Consider the following 15,447-nt stretch of genomic DNA (forward strand, 5'->3'; position numbering starts at 1 on the left):
TCGCCGGAGCGCTCACCTGTCGGGGAGGGGCTCGGCGACGCTCTCGACGCGGACCGCTGCGTCGCCGTCCCCGGGCGCGAGCACCGCCACGGCGCGCACCCGCGTCGCCGCGTCGGCCCCGGTGTCGCCGCACGGCACGGGGGACGCGACGAGCGGCAGCGAGCGACTCGCACCCGCGTCCAGGGAGAGCGGGTACGTCTCCGCGATGCCCGCGGCGACCACCGCCCCCTGGGCGTCGAGGAGTTCGACCCGGAGCTCCGCGGTCGTCGAGAGCGTCGCGCCGGTCTCGTTGCGCACCACCACCTCGCCCGTCACGGCACCGCCGACCGCGGCCTCGTCGACCGCCGCCTCCAGGGCCACCCCGACCGCGGCCGGGAGGCCGCGGGCGCTGCACGCCGCGTCCGGTCCGGCGGCCGCCGATCCCGCGGCGCCCGACCCCGTCGCCAGGTCCGCGGACTCCTCCCGGGCCCCGTCCGCGGTGGCCCGGTCGGCGAGCGTCGCCGACCCGGTCCCGGGCAGGGTCGACCAGACCACGCCGCCGAGGCCCGCGATCGCGAGCACCCCGGCCACGCCCAGGGCGACCGCGCTCCGCCGGGCGCGGCGGATGCCGGCGCCACGCGCCGCGACCCGGTCGGGGTCGACGCGGTCCGCCCCCGCTCCCTCGGCGCCGTGCCGCAGCGCCTCGCGCAGCCGCTGCTCGCGGCCGCCGTCGTCGCCGATGCTCATGCCCCCGCCCTCCTGACGGCGCCCACGTCGTCGCCGTGCGCGCGCGACCCCGTCGCATCCGTCGCACCCCGCAGGTCCGCGCGACGCACGCCCGCCGCCGCGGCCGCCGGCTCGAGCGCGGCGAACAGGGCGTCGAGCCCGTCCGACAGATACCGCTTGACCGACCCGGGGCGGATGCCCAGCACGTCGGCGACCTCGGCGACCGTGCGGTCCTCGTAGTAGCGCAGCACGAGGCAGGCGCGCTGGCGGGGCGGCAGGTCGCCCAGGCGTCGCAGCAGGTCGATGCGGCGGTCCGCGGCATCCGCGTCGTCCTCGCGCAGGTCGGGCTGGACGACCAGGTGGCGGATGCGGCGCCAGCGCCCTCCGCGCCGCTGCTGGTCGATCACGGCGTTGGCGATGGTGCGCCGCACGTACGCCTCGGCGCGCTCCGGGTCGACCGAGCGACCGGGGCGCGCCCACGCGCGCGCGAGCGCCTCCTGCACGATGTCGGCCGCGTCCTCCTCGTCACCGCAGACGAGCACGGCGAAGCGCGTCAGCGCGGGGCCGCGGCGCGCGACGAGGTCCGCGACGGCGTCCTGCCAACCGCCCGCCATGGCTCACCTCCGCCGTCCGGCCCGCGTCCGACACGCGATGCCCGTCACTGTACGAGACGAACGAGGCGTCCGGAACGTTGCCCACGGCTCAGGTCGCGCCGCGGTCGTGCCATCCGTGCTCGCCGACGAGCGGCACGAATCGCACCGACTCGAGCACCTCGATGTCGGGATCGCCGAGGCCGCGCCGAGTGAGGCGCACCAGCTGCTGCCCGCTCCGCCCGCGCGCGAGCGGCATGACGATGCGCCCGCCCGCCGCGAGCTGCTCGAGCCACGGCGGGGGCACGTCGGGGCCGGCCGCCGCGGCGACGATCGCGTCGTACGGGGCGTGCTCGGCGAGCCCGCGGGTGCCGTCGCCGGTGACGACGTGCACGTTGCCCGCCCCGGTGGCTGCGAGGGCCTCCGCCGCTCCCGCCGCGAGCTCCGGCACGCGCTCCACGGTCCAGACCTCGTCGGCGAGCCGGCCGAGCACGGCCGCGGCGTACCCCGAGCCCGTGCCGACCTCGAGCACCCGGTGGCCCGGACGGATGCGGGCCGCCTGCGCGGTCAGCGCCACGACGTACGGCTGCGAGATGGTCTGCCCGTCGCCGATGGGCAGCGGGTGGTCGGCGTAGGCCGACTCGCGCAGCCGATCGGGGAGGAACGCCTCCCGCGGCACGGCGCGCATGGCGGCGAGGACCGCACGATCACGGATGCCGCGCGGCTCGAGCTGCCACGCGATCATGTCCTCGCGATCCGCGCTGCGATCTCTCACGCCACTGGTGCCCCCGGAGGGATTCGAACCCCCGACCTACGGTACCGGAAACCGGCGCTCTATCCCCTGAGCTACGGAGGCGCACCGGAAGAGACTACCACCACCGGGCGGGCCGCCCGGACCGCTCCGCGGCGACCGCCCGGGCCGCTCAGCCGACGAGGTTCGCGAGCATCGACTCCACCAGCGGCTGCGGGTCGCCGGGCTCGAAGAACACCGTCGAGGACGCGGTGATCCAGTAGCCGCCGGCGAACACCTGGGCGGTGCCGGTGCCGGCGACGAGTCCGTAGTAGCCCTCGACCTCGGGGGGCGTGCCGTAGGTCGGCACGGCCTGGCCGGAGAGCACGGCGGCGTTCAGCCGGTCCTCCATCGTGGCGTCCACCGGTCGGGCCACCGAGAGCTCGATCGTCTCCCCGCTCGACTGGTTGAGCAGCCCGCAGGCCACGCCGCCGATGGAGGTCGCGAACACGGCCGGCTCGCCCGTCGGCGCGTAGCCCGGGTCCGTGCCCCAGTTCGGGTTGAACGCGTAGAGCTGGTCGAGGGAGAGCACCTGTTCGCAGGTGGCCGACACGGGCTCGCCGGTGGGCGTGGGCGTGGGGGTCGGCGTCTCCGACGCCTCCGGCTCGGCGGCCGGCGTGGTCGGGGCGGCGCTCGCCTCGGGCGTGGCGCTCGGCGCGGCATCCGTGTCCTCGGGGGCGCAGCCGGCGAGGCCGACCACGAGCGACGCGGCGGCGACGGGGAGCAGGACGAGGCGTGACAGGGGGCGAGCGAACGGGTTCGGGCGCGCGGGCATGGAGCGACTGTACCAACGGCGAGGGTAGGATTCCGGGGTGACTCCCGCAGATCTCCAGACCTCCCTGCACGCCCTCGCGACGGGCCTCGTCGAGCGCCGACGCGAGCAGGGCGCGGAGGTCTCCCTGGAGCTCTCGCCGGCCGATGTCGTGATCGAGCGGCCGAAGCTCCGCGAGCACGGCGACTGGGCGTCGAGCATCGCGTTGCGGCTCGCGAAGCCGCTCGGCATGCCGCCGCGGCAGATCGCCGACGAGCTCGCCGCGGGCCTCGCCGAGGTGCCCGGCGTCGCGAGCGTCGAGATCGCCGGACCGGGCTTCATCAACGTGCGGCTCGACGCCGCCGCCGCGGGCGCACTCGCCCGCACGATCGTGGAAGCGGGCGACGCCTACGGCTCCGGCGACCGCCTCGCGGGCCGGGTCGTGAACCTCGAGTTCGTCTCGGCGAACCCGACCGGCCCCGTGCACCTCGGCCACACGCGTTGGGCCGCGCTCGGCGACTCGCTCGGCCGGGTGCTGCGCGCCGCGGGCGCCGAGGTCGCCACCGAGTTCTACATCAACGACGCGGGCAACCAGATGGACACGTTCGCCGCATCGGTGCTGGCGGCGATCTCGGGCGAAGCCGCCCCGGAGAACGGCTACCGCGGCGCGTACGTGGACGAGCTCGGCCGGCGGGTGCTCGCGGAGCATCCCGACCTGCTCGCCCTCCCCGCCGAGGAGCGGATCGTCGTCGCCCGCGAGACCGCGTACCGCATCCAGCTCGACGAGATCCGCGATTCGCTCGAGCGCTTCAACGTGCACTTCGACGTGTGGTTCTCGGAGCGCACGCTGCACGCGCCGGGCGCCGACGGCCGCAGCGCCATCGACCTCGCCGTCGACCGCCTGCGCGAACAGGGGCACGTGTTCGACGAGGACGGCGCAGTCTGGGTGCGCACGACCGACTTCGGCGACGACAAGGACCGCGTCATCCGTCGCGCCAACGGCGTCTACACGTACTTCGCCGCCGACGCCGCGTACTACCTCGACAAGGGCGATCGCGGGTTCGAGCACAAGATCTACCTGCTCGGCGCAGACCACCACGGCTACGTGCACCGGCTGAAGGCGCTCGCGGGCGCGGCGGGCGACGATCCCGACCGCGACATCGAGGTGCTCATCGGGCAGCTCGTGAGCGTGAACGGCGCCCGGCTCTCGAAGCGCGCGGGCAACATCATCGAGCTCGACGACCTGCAGGCGTGGCTCGGCACCGACGCGCTCCGGTACGCGCTCGGCCGTTCCCCGGCCGACTCGCCGCTGTCGATCGACCCCGAGCAGCTCCAGCGCCGCACCAACGACAACCCGGTCTTCTACGTGCAGTACGCCCATGCCCGCACCGCGGCCGTGGCCCGCAACGCGGCGTCCGTCGGCGTCGACCGCTCGAGCTTCGTGCCCGAGCTGCTCGAGCACGAGTCGGAGTCGGCGCTGCTCGGCGCACTGCAGGAGTTCCCGCGCGTCGTGGCCCAGGCCGCCGAGCTGCGCGAGCCCCACCGCATCGCGCGCTACATCGAGGAGCTCGCGGGCCTGTTCCACCGCTGGTACGACACCTGCCGCGTGCTGCCCCTCGGCGACGAACCGGTCGGCGACCTGCAGCGCACGCGCCTCTGGCTGAACGACGCGACCGGCACCGTGCTCCGCAACGGCCTGACGCTGCTCGGCGTCACCGCACCCGAACGGATGTGACATGACCGACGATCGGCAGGACGGCACCGGGCCGGGGGACACCCGCCCCTACGGCGACGACGAGCTGGGGTCGCGGGCGGATGCCTCGGACACGCTGCCGATCCCGCCGATGGAGCAGGCGGATGCCGCCCCCGCGCGCCGTCCGCGGCGCGGGCTCGTCATCGGGGCGATCGTCGCGGCATCCGTGCTCGTCCTCGCGGTCGCCGTCGTGGTGACCGACGTGTGGCTGCGCGGCGCGAGCGAGTGGCAGGTCGCGGCGCAGATCGAGCAGGAGCTGCCGGAGGGCGTCTCCGGCGACGTCGACGTGACCATCGGCGGGGCGAGCATGCTGCTCCAGCTCTGGCTCGGACGCTTCGAGCGGGTCGCGATCAGCGCGCCTGAGCTCGACGTGAACGGCGCCGTGCTCGACGTGGACGTCGTGCTGGAGGGCACGCCGCGCGACCGCGCGCAGCCCACCGACCACGCCGAGGCGACGATCGCGCTCAGCGAGGCCGCCGTCTCCGAGCTCATCCCGATCCCCGGCGTGGGCGACGGACTGCGCTTCGAGGACGGCCGGGTGGCGTACACCGGCACGATCGAGATCCTGGGCTTCCCGATCGAGTACCGGGCGGACGCGACCATCGAGGCCGACGGCGACACGGTGCGCATCACGCCGGAGTCGGTGCGCATCGTCGGCGGGTCGGCGGAGTTCGAGCTGGGCGGCATCGCGGAGGACCTGCTGCGCATCGACCCGATCCCGGTCTGCGTCGCGCAGTTCCTGCCCGAGGGGGCGGAGGTGTCCGACCTGGCCTGGGAGGGCGGCGTCGTGACGGTCGTGCTCGAGGCCGACGACCTCGTGCTCGACGAGACCCTGCTGGAGCGCACGGGCTCCTGCGGCTGACGGTCCGCGGGCCCGCATGACGGCGGGCGTCATCGGATTGGCCGCGGAATGTGGGCCCCGCTAGCATGGTGACGCCTGCCCGGCTCCCGCCGGCGCACCCTGCAAGGACGGCTTCAGGAACCAATCCGGGTTCGCTCGCCGCGCAGCGATCCCCACCGTCCCCACCTCGTGAGGTTCCCATCGTGGCCACCGACGTCATCGCCCCGGCGTGGTTGCGCGTCCCGGCGGACGCGAACGCGCTCGACGCGCGGGTGTGGCCCGCGTCGGCGCGACGCGACGACGACGGCGTGCTGGAGGTCGGGGGCGTTGCCGCCACCGAGCTCGCGGCCCGCTTCGGCACCCCGCTCTACGTGCTCGACGAGGCGGACGTACGCGCCCGCGCCGCGGCTGCACGCGACGCGTTCGCGACCGAGGCCCGCGCCGCCGGTGCCGACGCGCACGTCTACTACGCCGGCAAGGCGTTCCTCTCGGCCGAGGTCGCACGCTGGGTCGTCGAGGCGGGCCTGCGCGTCGACGTCGCGAGCGGGGGAGAGCTCGCCGTCGCCCTCGCCGCCGGCGTGCCCGCTGCCGCGATCGGCTTCCACGGCAACAACAAGTCCGACGCCGAGATCGCGCGCGCGGTCGCCGCGGGCGTCGGCTCGATCGTGCTCGACTCGCTCGCCGAGGTCGACCGCGTCGCCGACGCCGCCGAGCGCGCGGGCGTCGTGCAGGCCGTGCGCCTCCGGGTGAACAGCGGCGTGCACGCGCACACCCACGAGTTCCTCGCGACCGCGCACGACGACCAGAAGTTCGGCGTGCCGCTGGCCGCCGCGCCCGAGGTCGTCGCACGCGTCCGCGACCGCTCCGCGCTCGCGTTCCTCGGCCTGCACTGCCACATCGGCTCCCAGATCTTCGACGCCGGCGGGTTCGCCGAGTCGGCCGAGCGCCTCCTCGCCGTGCACGCCGAGCTGCGCGCGGGCGGCGACGTGCCCGAGCTGAACCTCGGCGGCGGCTTTGGCATCGCGTACACGAGCGCCGACGACCCGACCCCGGTCGGCGAGCTCGCCCGGGGCATCGTGGCGGCCGTCGCCGAGCGCTGCGCGGCCCTCGGCATCCCGGTGCCCGTGCTCGCATTCGAGCCGGGCCGCTCGATCGTCGGCCCGCCCGGCATCACGCTGTACGAGGTCGGCGCCATCAAGGACGTGCCGGTCGCCGGGGGCGTCCGCCGCTACGTCGCCGTCGACGGCGGCATGAGCGACAACGCCAGGCCCGCGCTCTACGGCGCCGACTACACGGTGCGCCTCGCCTCGCGGGCATCCGCCGCCGAGCCCGCCCTGGTGCGGCTGGCCGGCAAGCACTGCGAGTCGGGCGACATCCTCGTGGATGCCGACTACCTGCCCGGCGACGTGCACCCCGGCGACCTCGTCGCCGTCGCCGCGACCGGCGCCTACTGCTGGGCGCTCTCCAGCAACTACAACCTGCTCGCCCGCCCGGCCGTCGTCGCCGTGGTCGCCGGCGAGGCACGGGTGATCGTGCGCGGCGAGACGGAGGCGGACCTCCTCGCGCGCGATGCCGGAATCACGGAAGGCCGCTGACACGGATGAGGACCGCATGATCGAATACCGTTCCCTGCGCGTCGCCCTGCTGGGCGGCGGCACGGTCGGCTCGCAGGTCGCGAGGCTGCTGCTCGACCACGCCGACGAACTCGCCGCCCGCGCGGGCGCGCGCATCGAGCTGACGGGCATCGCGGTGCGCGACGTCGACGCGAAGCGCGACGTCGACCTGCCGCACGACCTGTTCACGACGGACGCCTCCTCGCTGATCCTGGGCGCCGACATCGTCGTCGAGCTCATCGGCGGACTCGAGCCCGCGCGCACGCTCGTGCTGCAGGCGATCAACTCGGGCGCCGACGTGGTCACCGCCAACAAGGCGCTGCTCGCCACCCACGGCCCCGAGCTCTTCGAGGCCGCCGAGCAGGTCGGTGCGCAGCTGGCCTACGAGGCCGCCGTGGGCGGGGCGATCCCCATCATCCGGCCGCTCCGCGACAGCATGGCCGGCGACACCGTCGACCGCATCCTCGGCATCGTCAACGGCACGACCAACTACATCCTCGACCGCATGGACTCCACGGGCGACAGCCTCGAGTCCGCGCTCGCGGCGGCGACCGCGCTCGGCTACGCCGAAGCCGACCCGACCGCCGACATCGAGGGCTACGACGCGGCGCAGAAGGCGGCGATCCTCGCGAGCCTCGCCTTCCACACGCTGGTGCCGGTCGAGCAGGTGCACCGCGAGGGCATCACGGGCGTGACCGCCGCGCAGGTCGAGTCGGCGAAGAAGGCCGGCTACGTCGTCAAGCTGCTCGCGATCTGCGAGCGCCTGCGCGACCCCGACACGGGCGACGAGGCGGTCTCGGCGCGCGTCTACCCCGCCATGGTCGACCGCTCGCACCCGCTGGCGGCGGTGCGCGGCGCGAACAACGCGGTCTTCGTCGAGGCCTCGGCCGCCGGCGACCTCATGTTCTACGGCGCGGGCGCCGGCGGTCCCGAGACGGCGTCGGCCGTGCTGGGCGACCTGGTCGCGGTCGTGCGGCGGCACGTCGCCGGCGGCCCGGGCATCGCCGAGTCCACCCACGCCGAGCTCCCCGTGCTCGAGATCGGGCAGGTCACGACCCGCTACGCGGTCACCCTGGAGGTGCTCGACCAGCCCGGCGTCCTCGCCGCGATCGCCCGGATCTTCGCCGAGCACGGCGTCTCCGTCGAGCAGCTCGAGCAGACGCTCAGCGACGATGCCGGGCGGGCTACCCTTGTGATCGGCACCCACGAGGCACGCGAGTCCTCCCTGGCCGACACCGTCGCGGCGCTCGCCGCAGATCCCGTCGTGGATCAGGTCACATCCGTCCTCCGAGTCGAAGGAGCATAGTGGAACAGCCCACTCCGAAGCCGAACTCCCGCCAGTGGCGCGGGGTCATCCGCGAGTACGCGGACCGGCTGGACGTCTCGGATGCCACCCCGATCATCACCCTCGGCGAGGGCGGCACGCCGCTCATCCCCGCGGAGGCGCTCGCCCGTCGCACCGGAGCGAACGTCTTCGTGAAGTTCGAGGGCATGAACCCGACGGGCTCGTTCAAGGACCGCGGCATGACGATGGCCGTGTCCAAGGCCGTCGAGCACGGTGCGAAGGTCGTCATCTGCGCGTCGACCGGCAACACGTCGGCCAGCGCCGCGGCCTACGCGACCCACGCCGGCATCTCGTCGGCCGTGCTCGTGCCCGAGGGCAAGATCGCCATGGGCAAGCTCGCCCAGGCCATCGCGCACGGTGCCGAACTGCTGCAGGTGCAGGGCAACTTCGACGACTGCCTCGACATCGCGCGGGACCTGTCGGCGAACTACCCGGTGCACCTCGTGAACTCGGTGAACAACGACCGCATCGAGGGCCAGAAGACCGCGGCGTTCGAGGTCGTCGAGGCACTCGGCGACGCGCCCGACTTCCACATCGTTCCCGTGGGCAACGCCGGCAACTACACGGCGTACCACCGCGGGTACCGCGAGGAGCTCGAGCGCGGCGAGTCGACCAGGCTGCCGCGCATGTTCGGCTTCCAGGCCGCCGGCTCCGCGCCGATCGTGCGCGGCGAGCCGGTGCGCGACCCCGACACGATCGCCAGCGCGATCCGCATCGGCAACCCGGCGTCGTGGGAGCTCGCCCTGGCCGCGCGCGACGACAGCGACGGCTACTTCGGCGCGATCAGCGACGAGAAGATTCTCGAGGCGCACCGCATCCTCTCGGCGGAGGTCGGCGTGTTCGTGGAGCCCGCATCGGCGATCAGCGTCGCCGGCCTCCTGGAGCGCGCCGAGTCCGGCGCCATCCCCGCGGGTGCGACCGTCGTGCTCACGGTGACCGGCCACGGCCTGAAGGACCCGCAGTGGGCGCTCCGCGCGGCCGACGGCTCCGACGTGCAGCCGACCGTCGTCCCCGTTGACATCGCCGCGATCGCCGACGTGCTCGGATTGGCATCATGACCGAGGCCGTGGTCGGCGGCCTGCGGGCCCTGGAGCTGGAACCGGGCACCACGGTGCACGTGAAGGTGCCGGCGACCACCGCGAACCTCGGTCCCGGGTTCGACACCCTCGGCCTGGGCCTCGCCCTCTACGACGACCTCGACATCACGGTGCTCGACCACCCGGGCCTGGAGATCGAGGTCGAGGGCGTCGGCGCGGGGGAGGTGCCGCTCGACGAGTCGCACCTGGTGGTGCGCTCGATGGCGCACAGCCTCGCCACGCAGGGCTACGCCCTGCCGCCGATCCGGCTGCACGCGCACAACACGATCCCGCACAGCCGGGGACTCGGGTCCTCGGGGGCCGCGGTGGTCGCGGGCGTGATGGCGGCCAAGGGGCTGCTCGAGGGGGTCGTCGACCTCGACTCGGACACCCTGCTCGCACTCGCCACCGACCTCGAGGGCCACCCCGACAACGTCGCCCCGGCACTGTTCGGCGGCCTGACCATCGCCTGGACGACCGAGCGCGGCCCGCAGCACAAGAAGCTGATCGTGCACCGCGGCGTGTCGCCGCTCGTCCTCGTGCCCGAGCACGTCATGTCGACGGCGCTCGCCCGCTCGCTCCAGCCGAAGTCCGTGCCCCACGAGGACGCGGTGTTCAACCTGTCGCGCTCGGCCCTGCTGGTCGCGGCGCTCACCCAGAGCCCCGAGCTGCTGCTCGCGGCCACCGAGGACAAGCTCCACCAGAGCTATCGCGCCTCGGCGATGCCGGAGACGGAGCGCCTCATCCGGGTGCTCCGCGACGCCGGCCACGCCGCCGTCGTCTCCGGCGCCGGCCCATCGATCCTGGTGCTCGCGAGCAACCCCGCCGAGCGCCTCGACGCCGCCGCGCTGGTCGAGCGCGAAGCCGACTCGCCGTGGCAGGCGCTCATGCCCGCGGTGGACTTCCGCGGCGCGACCGCGGCCGCCGCAGACTGACACGCGCGTCCACAGGGTCGGGACCACCGGGTGCACGGTGGTAAACTCGGATTCGCACCCGGCAGGCACGCGGGCACCGCGAACCGGCCGCATCGTGCGATTCTCAGCAACTCATTGCTCACGCCCACGCGTGCACTGCGCCCCGCGCAGAACCCGTCGCGTGCGAGCGCATCAGCTCTCCCGGCTCGTTTCCCGAACGCCGGGGGAAAGGAAACATACCCAGTGACCAACGCAACCGAACACGCCACCGGCGTGTCCAACGGCGCCCCCCTGTCCGGTCTCAAGGTCGCGGAGCTCCAGCAGCTCGCATCCGACCTCGGCATCGCGGGCGCGAACAAGCTCCGCAAGGGCGAGCTCGTCGAGGCGATCTCCGACCGCCGCGGTGCAGGCGAGGGCGCCCCCAAGCGCGCGCCGCGCCGCGCGTCGAGCTCCGGCACCGCCGCCGGGGCCCACGTGAACGCCGGCGACACGGGCCTCGACAGCCTCGTGCCGCAGGACGCCGCCGCCCGCGAGCAGGCGCCCGCGAACGGCGCCGGCTCGACGGAGCCGGAATCGACGGGCTCCGATGCGACGGGCTCCGACGCGACGGGCTCCGACCGGAAGGGCTCCGATCGGAAGGGCTCCGGCCGGAAGGGCTCCGACGCGACGGACTCGGAGGCCGCGGGCGCCGAGTCGACCGGCTCGGATGCGAAGGGCTCGGACGCGAAGGACTCGGACGCCAAGGGCTCCGACGCCGGCGAGGGCCAGCAGCGCCAGGGCCGCAGCCGCAACCGCAACCGCAACCGCAACCGCGGCGGCGACCAGCAGGGCCAGCAGGGCGAGAAGCCCGAGGGCAAGGACGACGATTCCGCGGACGACCGCGGCAACGGCGGCAGGAACGCCCAGGGCGGCAAGGGCCAGGGCGGCAACGGCCGGCAGAAGCAGCAGGACGACGGCCAGGACGACGACCGCCGCGGCGGCCAGCAGAAGGGCCAGCAGCAGGGCCAGGGCGGCCGCGACGACGAGCAGGGCGGCCGGCGCAGCCGGTACCGCGACCGCAAGCGTCGCGGTACGGGGGGCGGCGACGAGGTCGAGCCCGAGATCCTCGACGACGACGTGCTGGTTCCGGTCGCGGGCATCCTCGACGTCCTCGACAACTACGCGTTCGTGCGCACCACGGGCTACCTGCCCGGCCCGAGCGACGTGTACGTCTCCCTCGGCCAGGTGAAGAAGTACCACCTGCGCAAGGGCGACGCGGTCGTCGGCGCCATCAAGCAGCCGCGCGAGGGCGAGGGCAACAGCCGCCAGAAGTACAACGCGCTGGTGAAGGTCGACTCGATCAACGGCCAGGCACCGGATGCCTCGGGCGAGCGCGTCGACTTCCAGAAGCTGACCCCGCTCTACCCGCAGGACCGCCTGCGCCTGGAGACCGAGCCGACGAAGCTCACCCAGCGCATCATCGACCTGGTCGCGCCGATCGGCAAGGGCCAGCGTGGGCTGATCGTGGCGCCGCCGAAGGCGGGCAAGACGATCGTGCTGCAGCAGATCGCGAACGCGATCTCGCAGAACAACCCCGAGGTCCACCTCATGGTCGTGCTCGTCGACGAGCGCCCCGAGGAGGTCACCGACATGCAGCGCACGGTCAAGGGCGAGGTCATCGCCTCGACCTTCGACCGCCCCGCGGAGGACCACACGACGGTCGCGGAACTCGCGATCGAGCGTGCGAAGCGCCTCGTCGAGCTCGGCCACGACGTCGTCGTGCTGCTCGACTCGATCACCCGCCTCGGCCGCGCGTACAACCTCGCGGCGCCGGCCTCCGGCCGCATCCTGTCGGGCGGCGTCGACGCGAGCGCGCTCTACCCGCCGAAGCGCTTCTTCGGTGCTGCGCGCAACATCGAGAACGGCGGCTCGCTCACCATCCTCGCCACGGCGCTCGTCGAGACGGGCTCGAAGATGGACGAGGTGATCTTCGAGGAGTTCAAGGGCACCGGCAACTCGGAGCTGCGCCTGTCGCGCCAGCTCGCCGACAAGCGCATCTTCCCGGCGGTCGACGTCAACGCGTCGTCCACCCGCCGCGAGGAGATGCTGCTCTCCAACGACGAGGTCAAGATCACCTGGAAGCTGCGTCGTGCGCTCGCCGGGCTCGAGCCGCAGCAGGCCCTCGAGGCGGTGCTCGGCCGGCTCAAGGAGACCCAGTCGAACACCGAGTTCCTGCTGCTGATGCAGAAGTCGGCTCCGGTCGCGGGCAACGGGCACGGCGAGGCCCACCGCCACGGCCACGAGAACGACCACCGCTGACGCAGGTGTTCGAGTCCGTCCAGGCGCTGCGCGCCGAGCACGGCCAGCTCCAGGAAGAGCTGGCCGACCCGGCGCTGCACGCCGACCCCGCGCGTTCGCGCAAGGTCAACCGGCGCTACGCCGAACTCAGCCGCATCGTCGCCGCGCACGACGCGTTCACCCAGGCGGGCGACGACCTCGCCGCGGCCCGCGAGCTCGCGGCCGAGGACGAGGCCTTCGCCGAGGAGGTGCCGGGCCTCGAGGCGCAGGTCGCCGAGGCGCAGGAGCACCTGCGGCGCCTGCTGATCCCGCGCGATCCCGACGACGGGCGCGACGTGATCATGGAGATCAAGGGCGGCGAGGGCGGTGCGGAGAGCGCGCTGTTCGCGGCCGACCTGCTGCGCATGTACCTGCAGTACGCCGCCTCGAAGGGGTGGAAGACCGAGCTCCTGGAGCACGACGAGTCCGACCTCGGCGGCTACAAGAACGTGCAGGTCGCGATCAAGTCGAACGCCACCGACCCGTCGGAGGGCGTCTGGGCGCACCTGAAGTACGAGGGCGGCGTGCATCGCGTGCAGCGCGTGCCGGTCACCGAGGCGCAGGGCCGCATCCACACCTCGACCACGGGCGTGCTCGTGTTCCCCGAGGTGGACGAGCCCGAGGAGGTCGACCTCAACCAGAACGACCTCAAGATCGACGTCTACCGCTCGTCGGGCCCCGGCGGCCAGTCGGTGAACACGACCGACTCGGCGGTGCGCATCACGCACCTGCCGACCGGCATCGTCGTGTCGATGCAGAACGAGAAGTCGCAGCTGCAGAACCGCGAGGCGGCGATGCGCGTGCTGCGCGCGCGCCTGCTCGCGCGCCAGCAGGAGGAGCTCGCGGCCGCCGCGTCCGACGCGCGCAAGTCGCAGATCCGCTCGATGGACCGCTCCGAGCGCATCCGCACCTACAACTTCCCGGAGAACCGCATCGCCGACCACCGCACGGGGTACAAGGCGTACAACCTCGACCACGTCATGAACGGCGCGCTCGACCCGGTCATCGAGTCGGCCGTGCAGGCCGACGAGGAGGCCAGGCTCGCGCAGATCGGCGACGAGTCCTAGCGAGGTCCGTCGGGCGGATGCCGCGGGCGACCCCCGCGCACCGCGCGCGCGTCAGTCGTGCACGCCCCGGGCCGCGTCGGCGGTGGCATCGGCCAGCGGTCGCGCCCGCGCCGGCACGCCGACCACCAGCGAGTGGGCGGGCGCGTCGTGCGTGACGACGGCGTTCGCGCCGACCGTGGACCCCGCGCCGATCGTGATGTCGCCGAGCAGCTTCGCGCCCGCGCCCACCGTCACGCCGTCCTCGAGCGTCGGGTGCCGCTTGGTGCCGCGTCCCGCGCCGCGCTTCGCCTTCCCGCCCAGCGTGACCCCGTGGTACAGCATCACGTCGTCGCCGAGCACCGCGGTCTCGCCGATCACGACGCCCATGCCGTGGTCGATGAAGAAGCGACGGCCGATGGTGGCGCCGGGGTGGATCTCGATGCCCGTGAAGAACCGGTTGAGCTGGGAGAGCACGCGCGCGGGCAGCCGGAATCCGCGGCGCCAGAGCGCGTGCGCGACCCGGTGGCCCCACACGGCGTGCACGCCCGAGTAGGCGAGGAAGATCTCGAACGCGCTCCGCGACGCGGGGTCGTGGGCGCGGGCGGTGGCGAGGTCCTCGCGGACGCGGGTGACGAGCTTCACCGGCCCATCCAACCAGACGGCTCCTGAGGGAACGCTCAGTCCGCGTCCAGCAGGCCCTCGTAGAGCACCGTCGAGAGGTACCGCTCGCCGTAGCTGGCGAGGATCACGACGATGGTCTTGCCCGCGTTCTCCGGGCGCTTGGCGACCTCGACGGCCGCGTGCACCGTGGCACCCGAGCTGAGGCCGCCGAGGATCCCCTCCTCCATGCCGAGTCGGCGTGCCATGGCGACCGCCTGGTCGATGTTCACGTCGAAGATCTCGTCGTAGACCTCGCGGTCGAGGATCGGCGGGATGAAGTTCGGGCCGATGCCCTGGATCTTCTGCGGGGCGGGGGAGCCGCCGTTCAGAATGGGCGACTCGGCGGGCTCGACGCCGATGACCTGCACGCCGGGCTTGCGCTCCTTGAGCACCTGGCCGACGCCGGTGATGGTGCCGCCCGTGCCGATGCCGGAGATGAAGATGTCGACGCCGCCGTCGGTGTCGTCCCAGATCTCCTCGGCGGTGGTGCGGCGGTGGATGGCGGGGTTCGCCTCGTTCTCGAACTGCCGGGCGAGCACGGCGCCCTCGATGCCCTCGGCGATCTCGACCGACTTCTCGACCGCGCCCTTCACGCCGACCGGACCGGGCGTCAGCACGAGCTCGGCGCCGTACGCCTTCAGCAGCTGGCGGCGCTCGATGCTCATGGTCTCGGGCATGGTGAGGATGACGCGGTAGCCGCGTGCGGCGCCGACCATGGCCAGGGCGATGCCCGTGTTGCCGCTGGTCGCCTCGACGATGGTGCCGCCGGGCTGCAGCTCGCCCGACGCCTCGGCCGCGTCGACGATGGCGATGCCCAGGCGGTCCTTGACGCTCGCGGAGGGGTTGTAGAACTCGAGCTTGCCGAGCACCTCGGCGCCGGCGCCGTCGGTGACCCGGTTGAGCCGCACGAGCGGGGTCTTCCCGAACGCCTCGGTGATGCTGCCGTAGACCTGTCCCATGTGCTCGTCCTCTCCCTCGTGCGCGTCCTCGCGCGCCGCATCCGAGCATACGGCCCGGCCGGTTCCCGGGCGAGTGCGTTACATTCGA

At 73.6% G+C, this 15,447-nt stretch carries 14 protein-coding genes and 1 tRNA gene; 8 read left to right on the forward strand and 7 right to left on the reverse strand.

Features of this window, described 5'->3' with window-relative positions:
• Positions 1-12: 12 nt before the first annotated feature.
• From ABZK10_RS11515 to ABZK10_RS11535, 5 genes are all read right to left on the reverse strand, one after another.
• The gene (locus ABZK10_RS11515) at positions 13-726 is read right to left on the reverse strand and encodes an FxLYD domain-containing protein (RefSeq protein WP_353809341.1); all 714 of its coding nucleotides are present in this window, start codon (positions 724-726) and stop codon (positions 13-15) included.
• Positions 723-1,319, reverse strand: a complete 597-nt coding sequence (locus ABZK10_RS11520; RefSeq protein WP_353809342.1) for an RNA polymerase sigma factor — start codon at positions 1,317-1,319, stop codon at positions 723-725. Before ABZK10_RS11520 ends, ABZK10_RS11515 begins: the two co-directional genes overlap by 4 nt.
• An 88-nt stretch (positions 1,320-1,407) precedes the next feature.
• Positions 1,408-2,040 (reverse strand): protein-L-isoaspartate(D-aspartate) O-methyltransferase, encoded by a 633-nt coding sequence (locus tag ABZK10_RS11525; protein WP_353809343.1) that lies wholly within the window; start codon positions 2,038-2,040, stop codon positions 1,408-1,410.
• Between the two features lie 35 nt (positions 2,041-2,075).
• Positions 2,076-2,151 (reverse strand) — tRNA-Arg (locus ABZK10_RS11530).
• Positions 2,152-2,218: 67 nt separating this feature from the next.
• Positions 2,219-2,860 carry an iron ABC transporter ATP-binding protein gene (locus tag ABZK10_RS11535; RefSeq protein ID WP_353809344.1) on the reverse strand — a complete coding sequence of 214 codons (642 nt, stop codon included), beginning with the start codon at positions 2,858-2,860 and terminating at the stop codon, positions 2,219-2,221.
• 37 nt (positions 2,861-2,897) lie between these two features.
• Between ABZK10_RS11535 and ABZK10_RS11540 the strand changes: the two genes are divergently transcribed.
• From ABZK10_RS11540 to prfA, 8 genes are all read left to right on the forward strand, one after another.
• Positions 2,898-4,571, forward strand: a complete 1,674-nt coding sequence (locus ABZK10_RS11540; protein ID WP_353809345.1) for an arginine--tRNA ligase — start codon at positions 2,898-2,900, stop codon at positions 4,569-4,571.
• Position 4,572: 1 nt separating this feature from the next.
• Positions 4,573-5,451, forward strand: coding sequence for an LmeA family phospholipid-binding protein (locus tag ABZK10_RS11545; protein ID WP_353809346.1), 879 nt, complete (start codon positions 4,573-4,575; stop codon positions 5,449-5,451).
• Positions 5,452-5,633: 182 nt separating this feature from the next.
• Positions 5,634-7,025 (forward strand): diaminopimelate decarboxylase, encoded by a 1,392-nt coding sequence (gene lysA, locus ABZK10_RS11550; protein WP_353809347.1) that lies wholly within the window; start codon positions 5,634-5,636, stop codon positions 7,023-7,025.
• A gap of 16 nt (positions 7,026-7,041) precedes the next feature.
• Complete coding sequence (locus ABZK10_RS11555; RefSeq protein ID WP_353809348.1) at positions 7,042-8,349, forward strand: homoserine dehydrogenase; 1,308 nt, start codon at positions 7,042-7,044, stop codon at positions 8,347-8,349.
• Positions 8,349-9,446, forward strand: a complete 1,098-nt coding sequence (gene thrC, locus ABZK10_RS11560; RefSeq protein WP_353809349.1) for a threonine synthase — start codon at positions 8,349-8,351, stop codon at positions 9,444-9,446. Before ABZK10_RS11555 ends, thrC begins: the two co-directional genes overlap by 1 nt.
• A complete protein-coding gene (gene thrB / locus ABZK10_RS11565) occupies positions 9,443-10,399 on the forward strand; it encodes a homoserine kinase (RefSeq protein ID WP_353809350.1) in 957 nt (318 codons plus the stop codon). Before thrC ends, thrB begins: the two co-directional genes overlap by 4 nt.
• A 222-nt stretch (positions 10,400-10,621) precedes the next feature.
• The gene (rho, locus tag ABZK10_RS11570; RefSeq protein WP_353809351.1) at positions 10,622-12,676 is read left to right on the forward strand and encodes a transcription termination factor Rho; all 2,055 of its coding nucleotides are present in this window, start codon (positions 10,622-10,624) and stop codon (positions 12,674-12,676) included.
• A 5-nt stretch (positions 12,677-12,681) separates the two neighbouring features.
• Complete coding sequence (prfA, locus tag ABZK10_RS11575) at positions 12,682-13,761, forward strand: peptide chain release factor 1 (protein WP_353809352.1); 1,080 nt, start codon at positions 12,682-12,684, stop codon at positions 13,759-13,761.
• 51 nt (positions 13,762-13,812) lie between these two features.
• On the opposite strand, the gene epsC is transcribed toward prfA, so the two are convergent.
• Positions 13,813-14,382 carry a serine O-acetyltransferase EpsC gene (gene epsC, locus ABZK10_RS11580; protein WP_353809353.1) on the reverse strand — a complete coding sequence of 190 codons (570 nt, stop codon included), beginning with the start codon at positions 14,380-14,382 and terminating at the stop codon, positions 13,813-13,815.
• A 35-nt stretch (positions 14,383-14,417) separates the two neighbouring features.
• Positions 14,418-15,359, reverse strand: a complete 942-nt coding sequence (gene cysK / locus ABZK10_RS11585) for a cysteine synthase A (protein ID WP_353809354.1) — start codon at positions 15,357-15,359, stop codon at positions 14,418-14,420.
• Positions 15,360-15,447 lie beyond the last annotated feature (88 nt).

Source organism: Agromyces sp. SYSU T00194, assembly GCF_040496035.1.
Lineage (GTDB): Bacteria > Actinomycetota > Actinomycetes > Actinomycetales > Microbacteriaceae > Agromyces > Agromyces chitinivorans.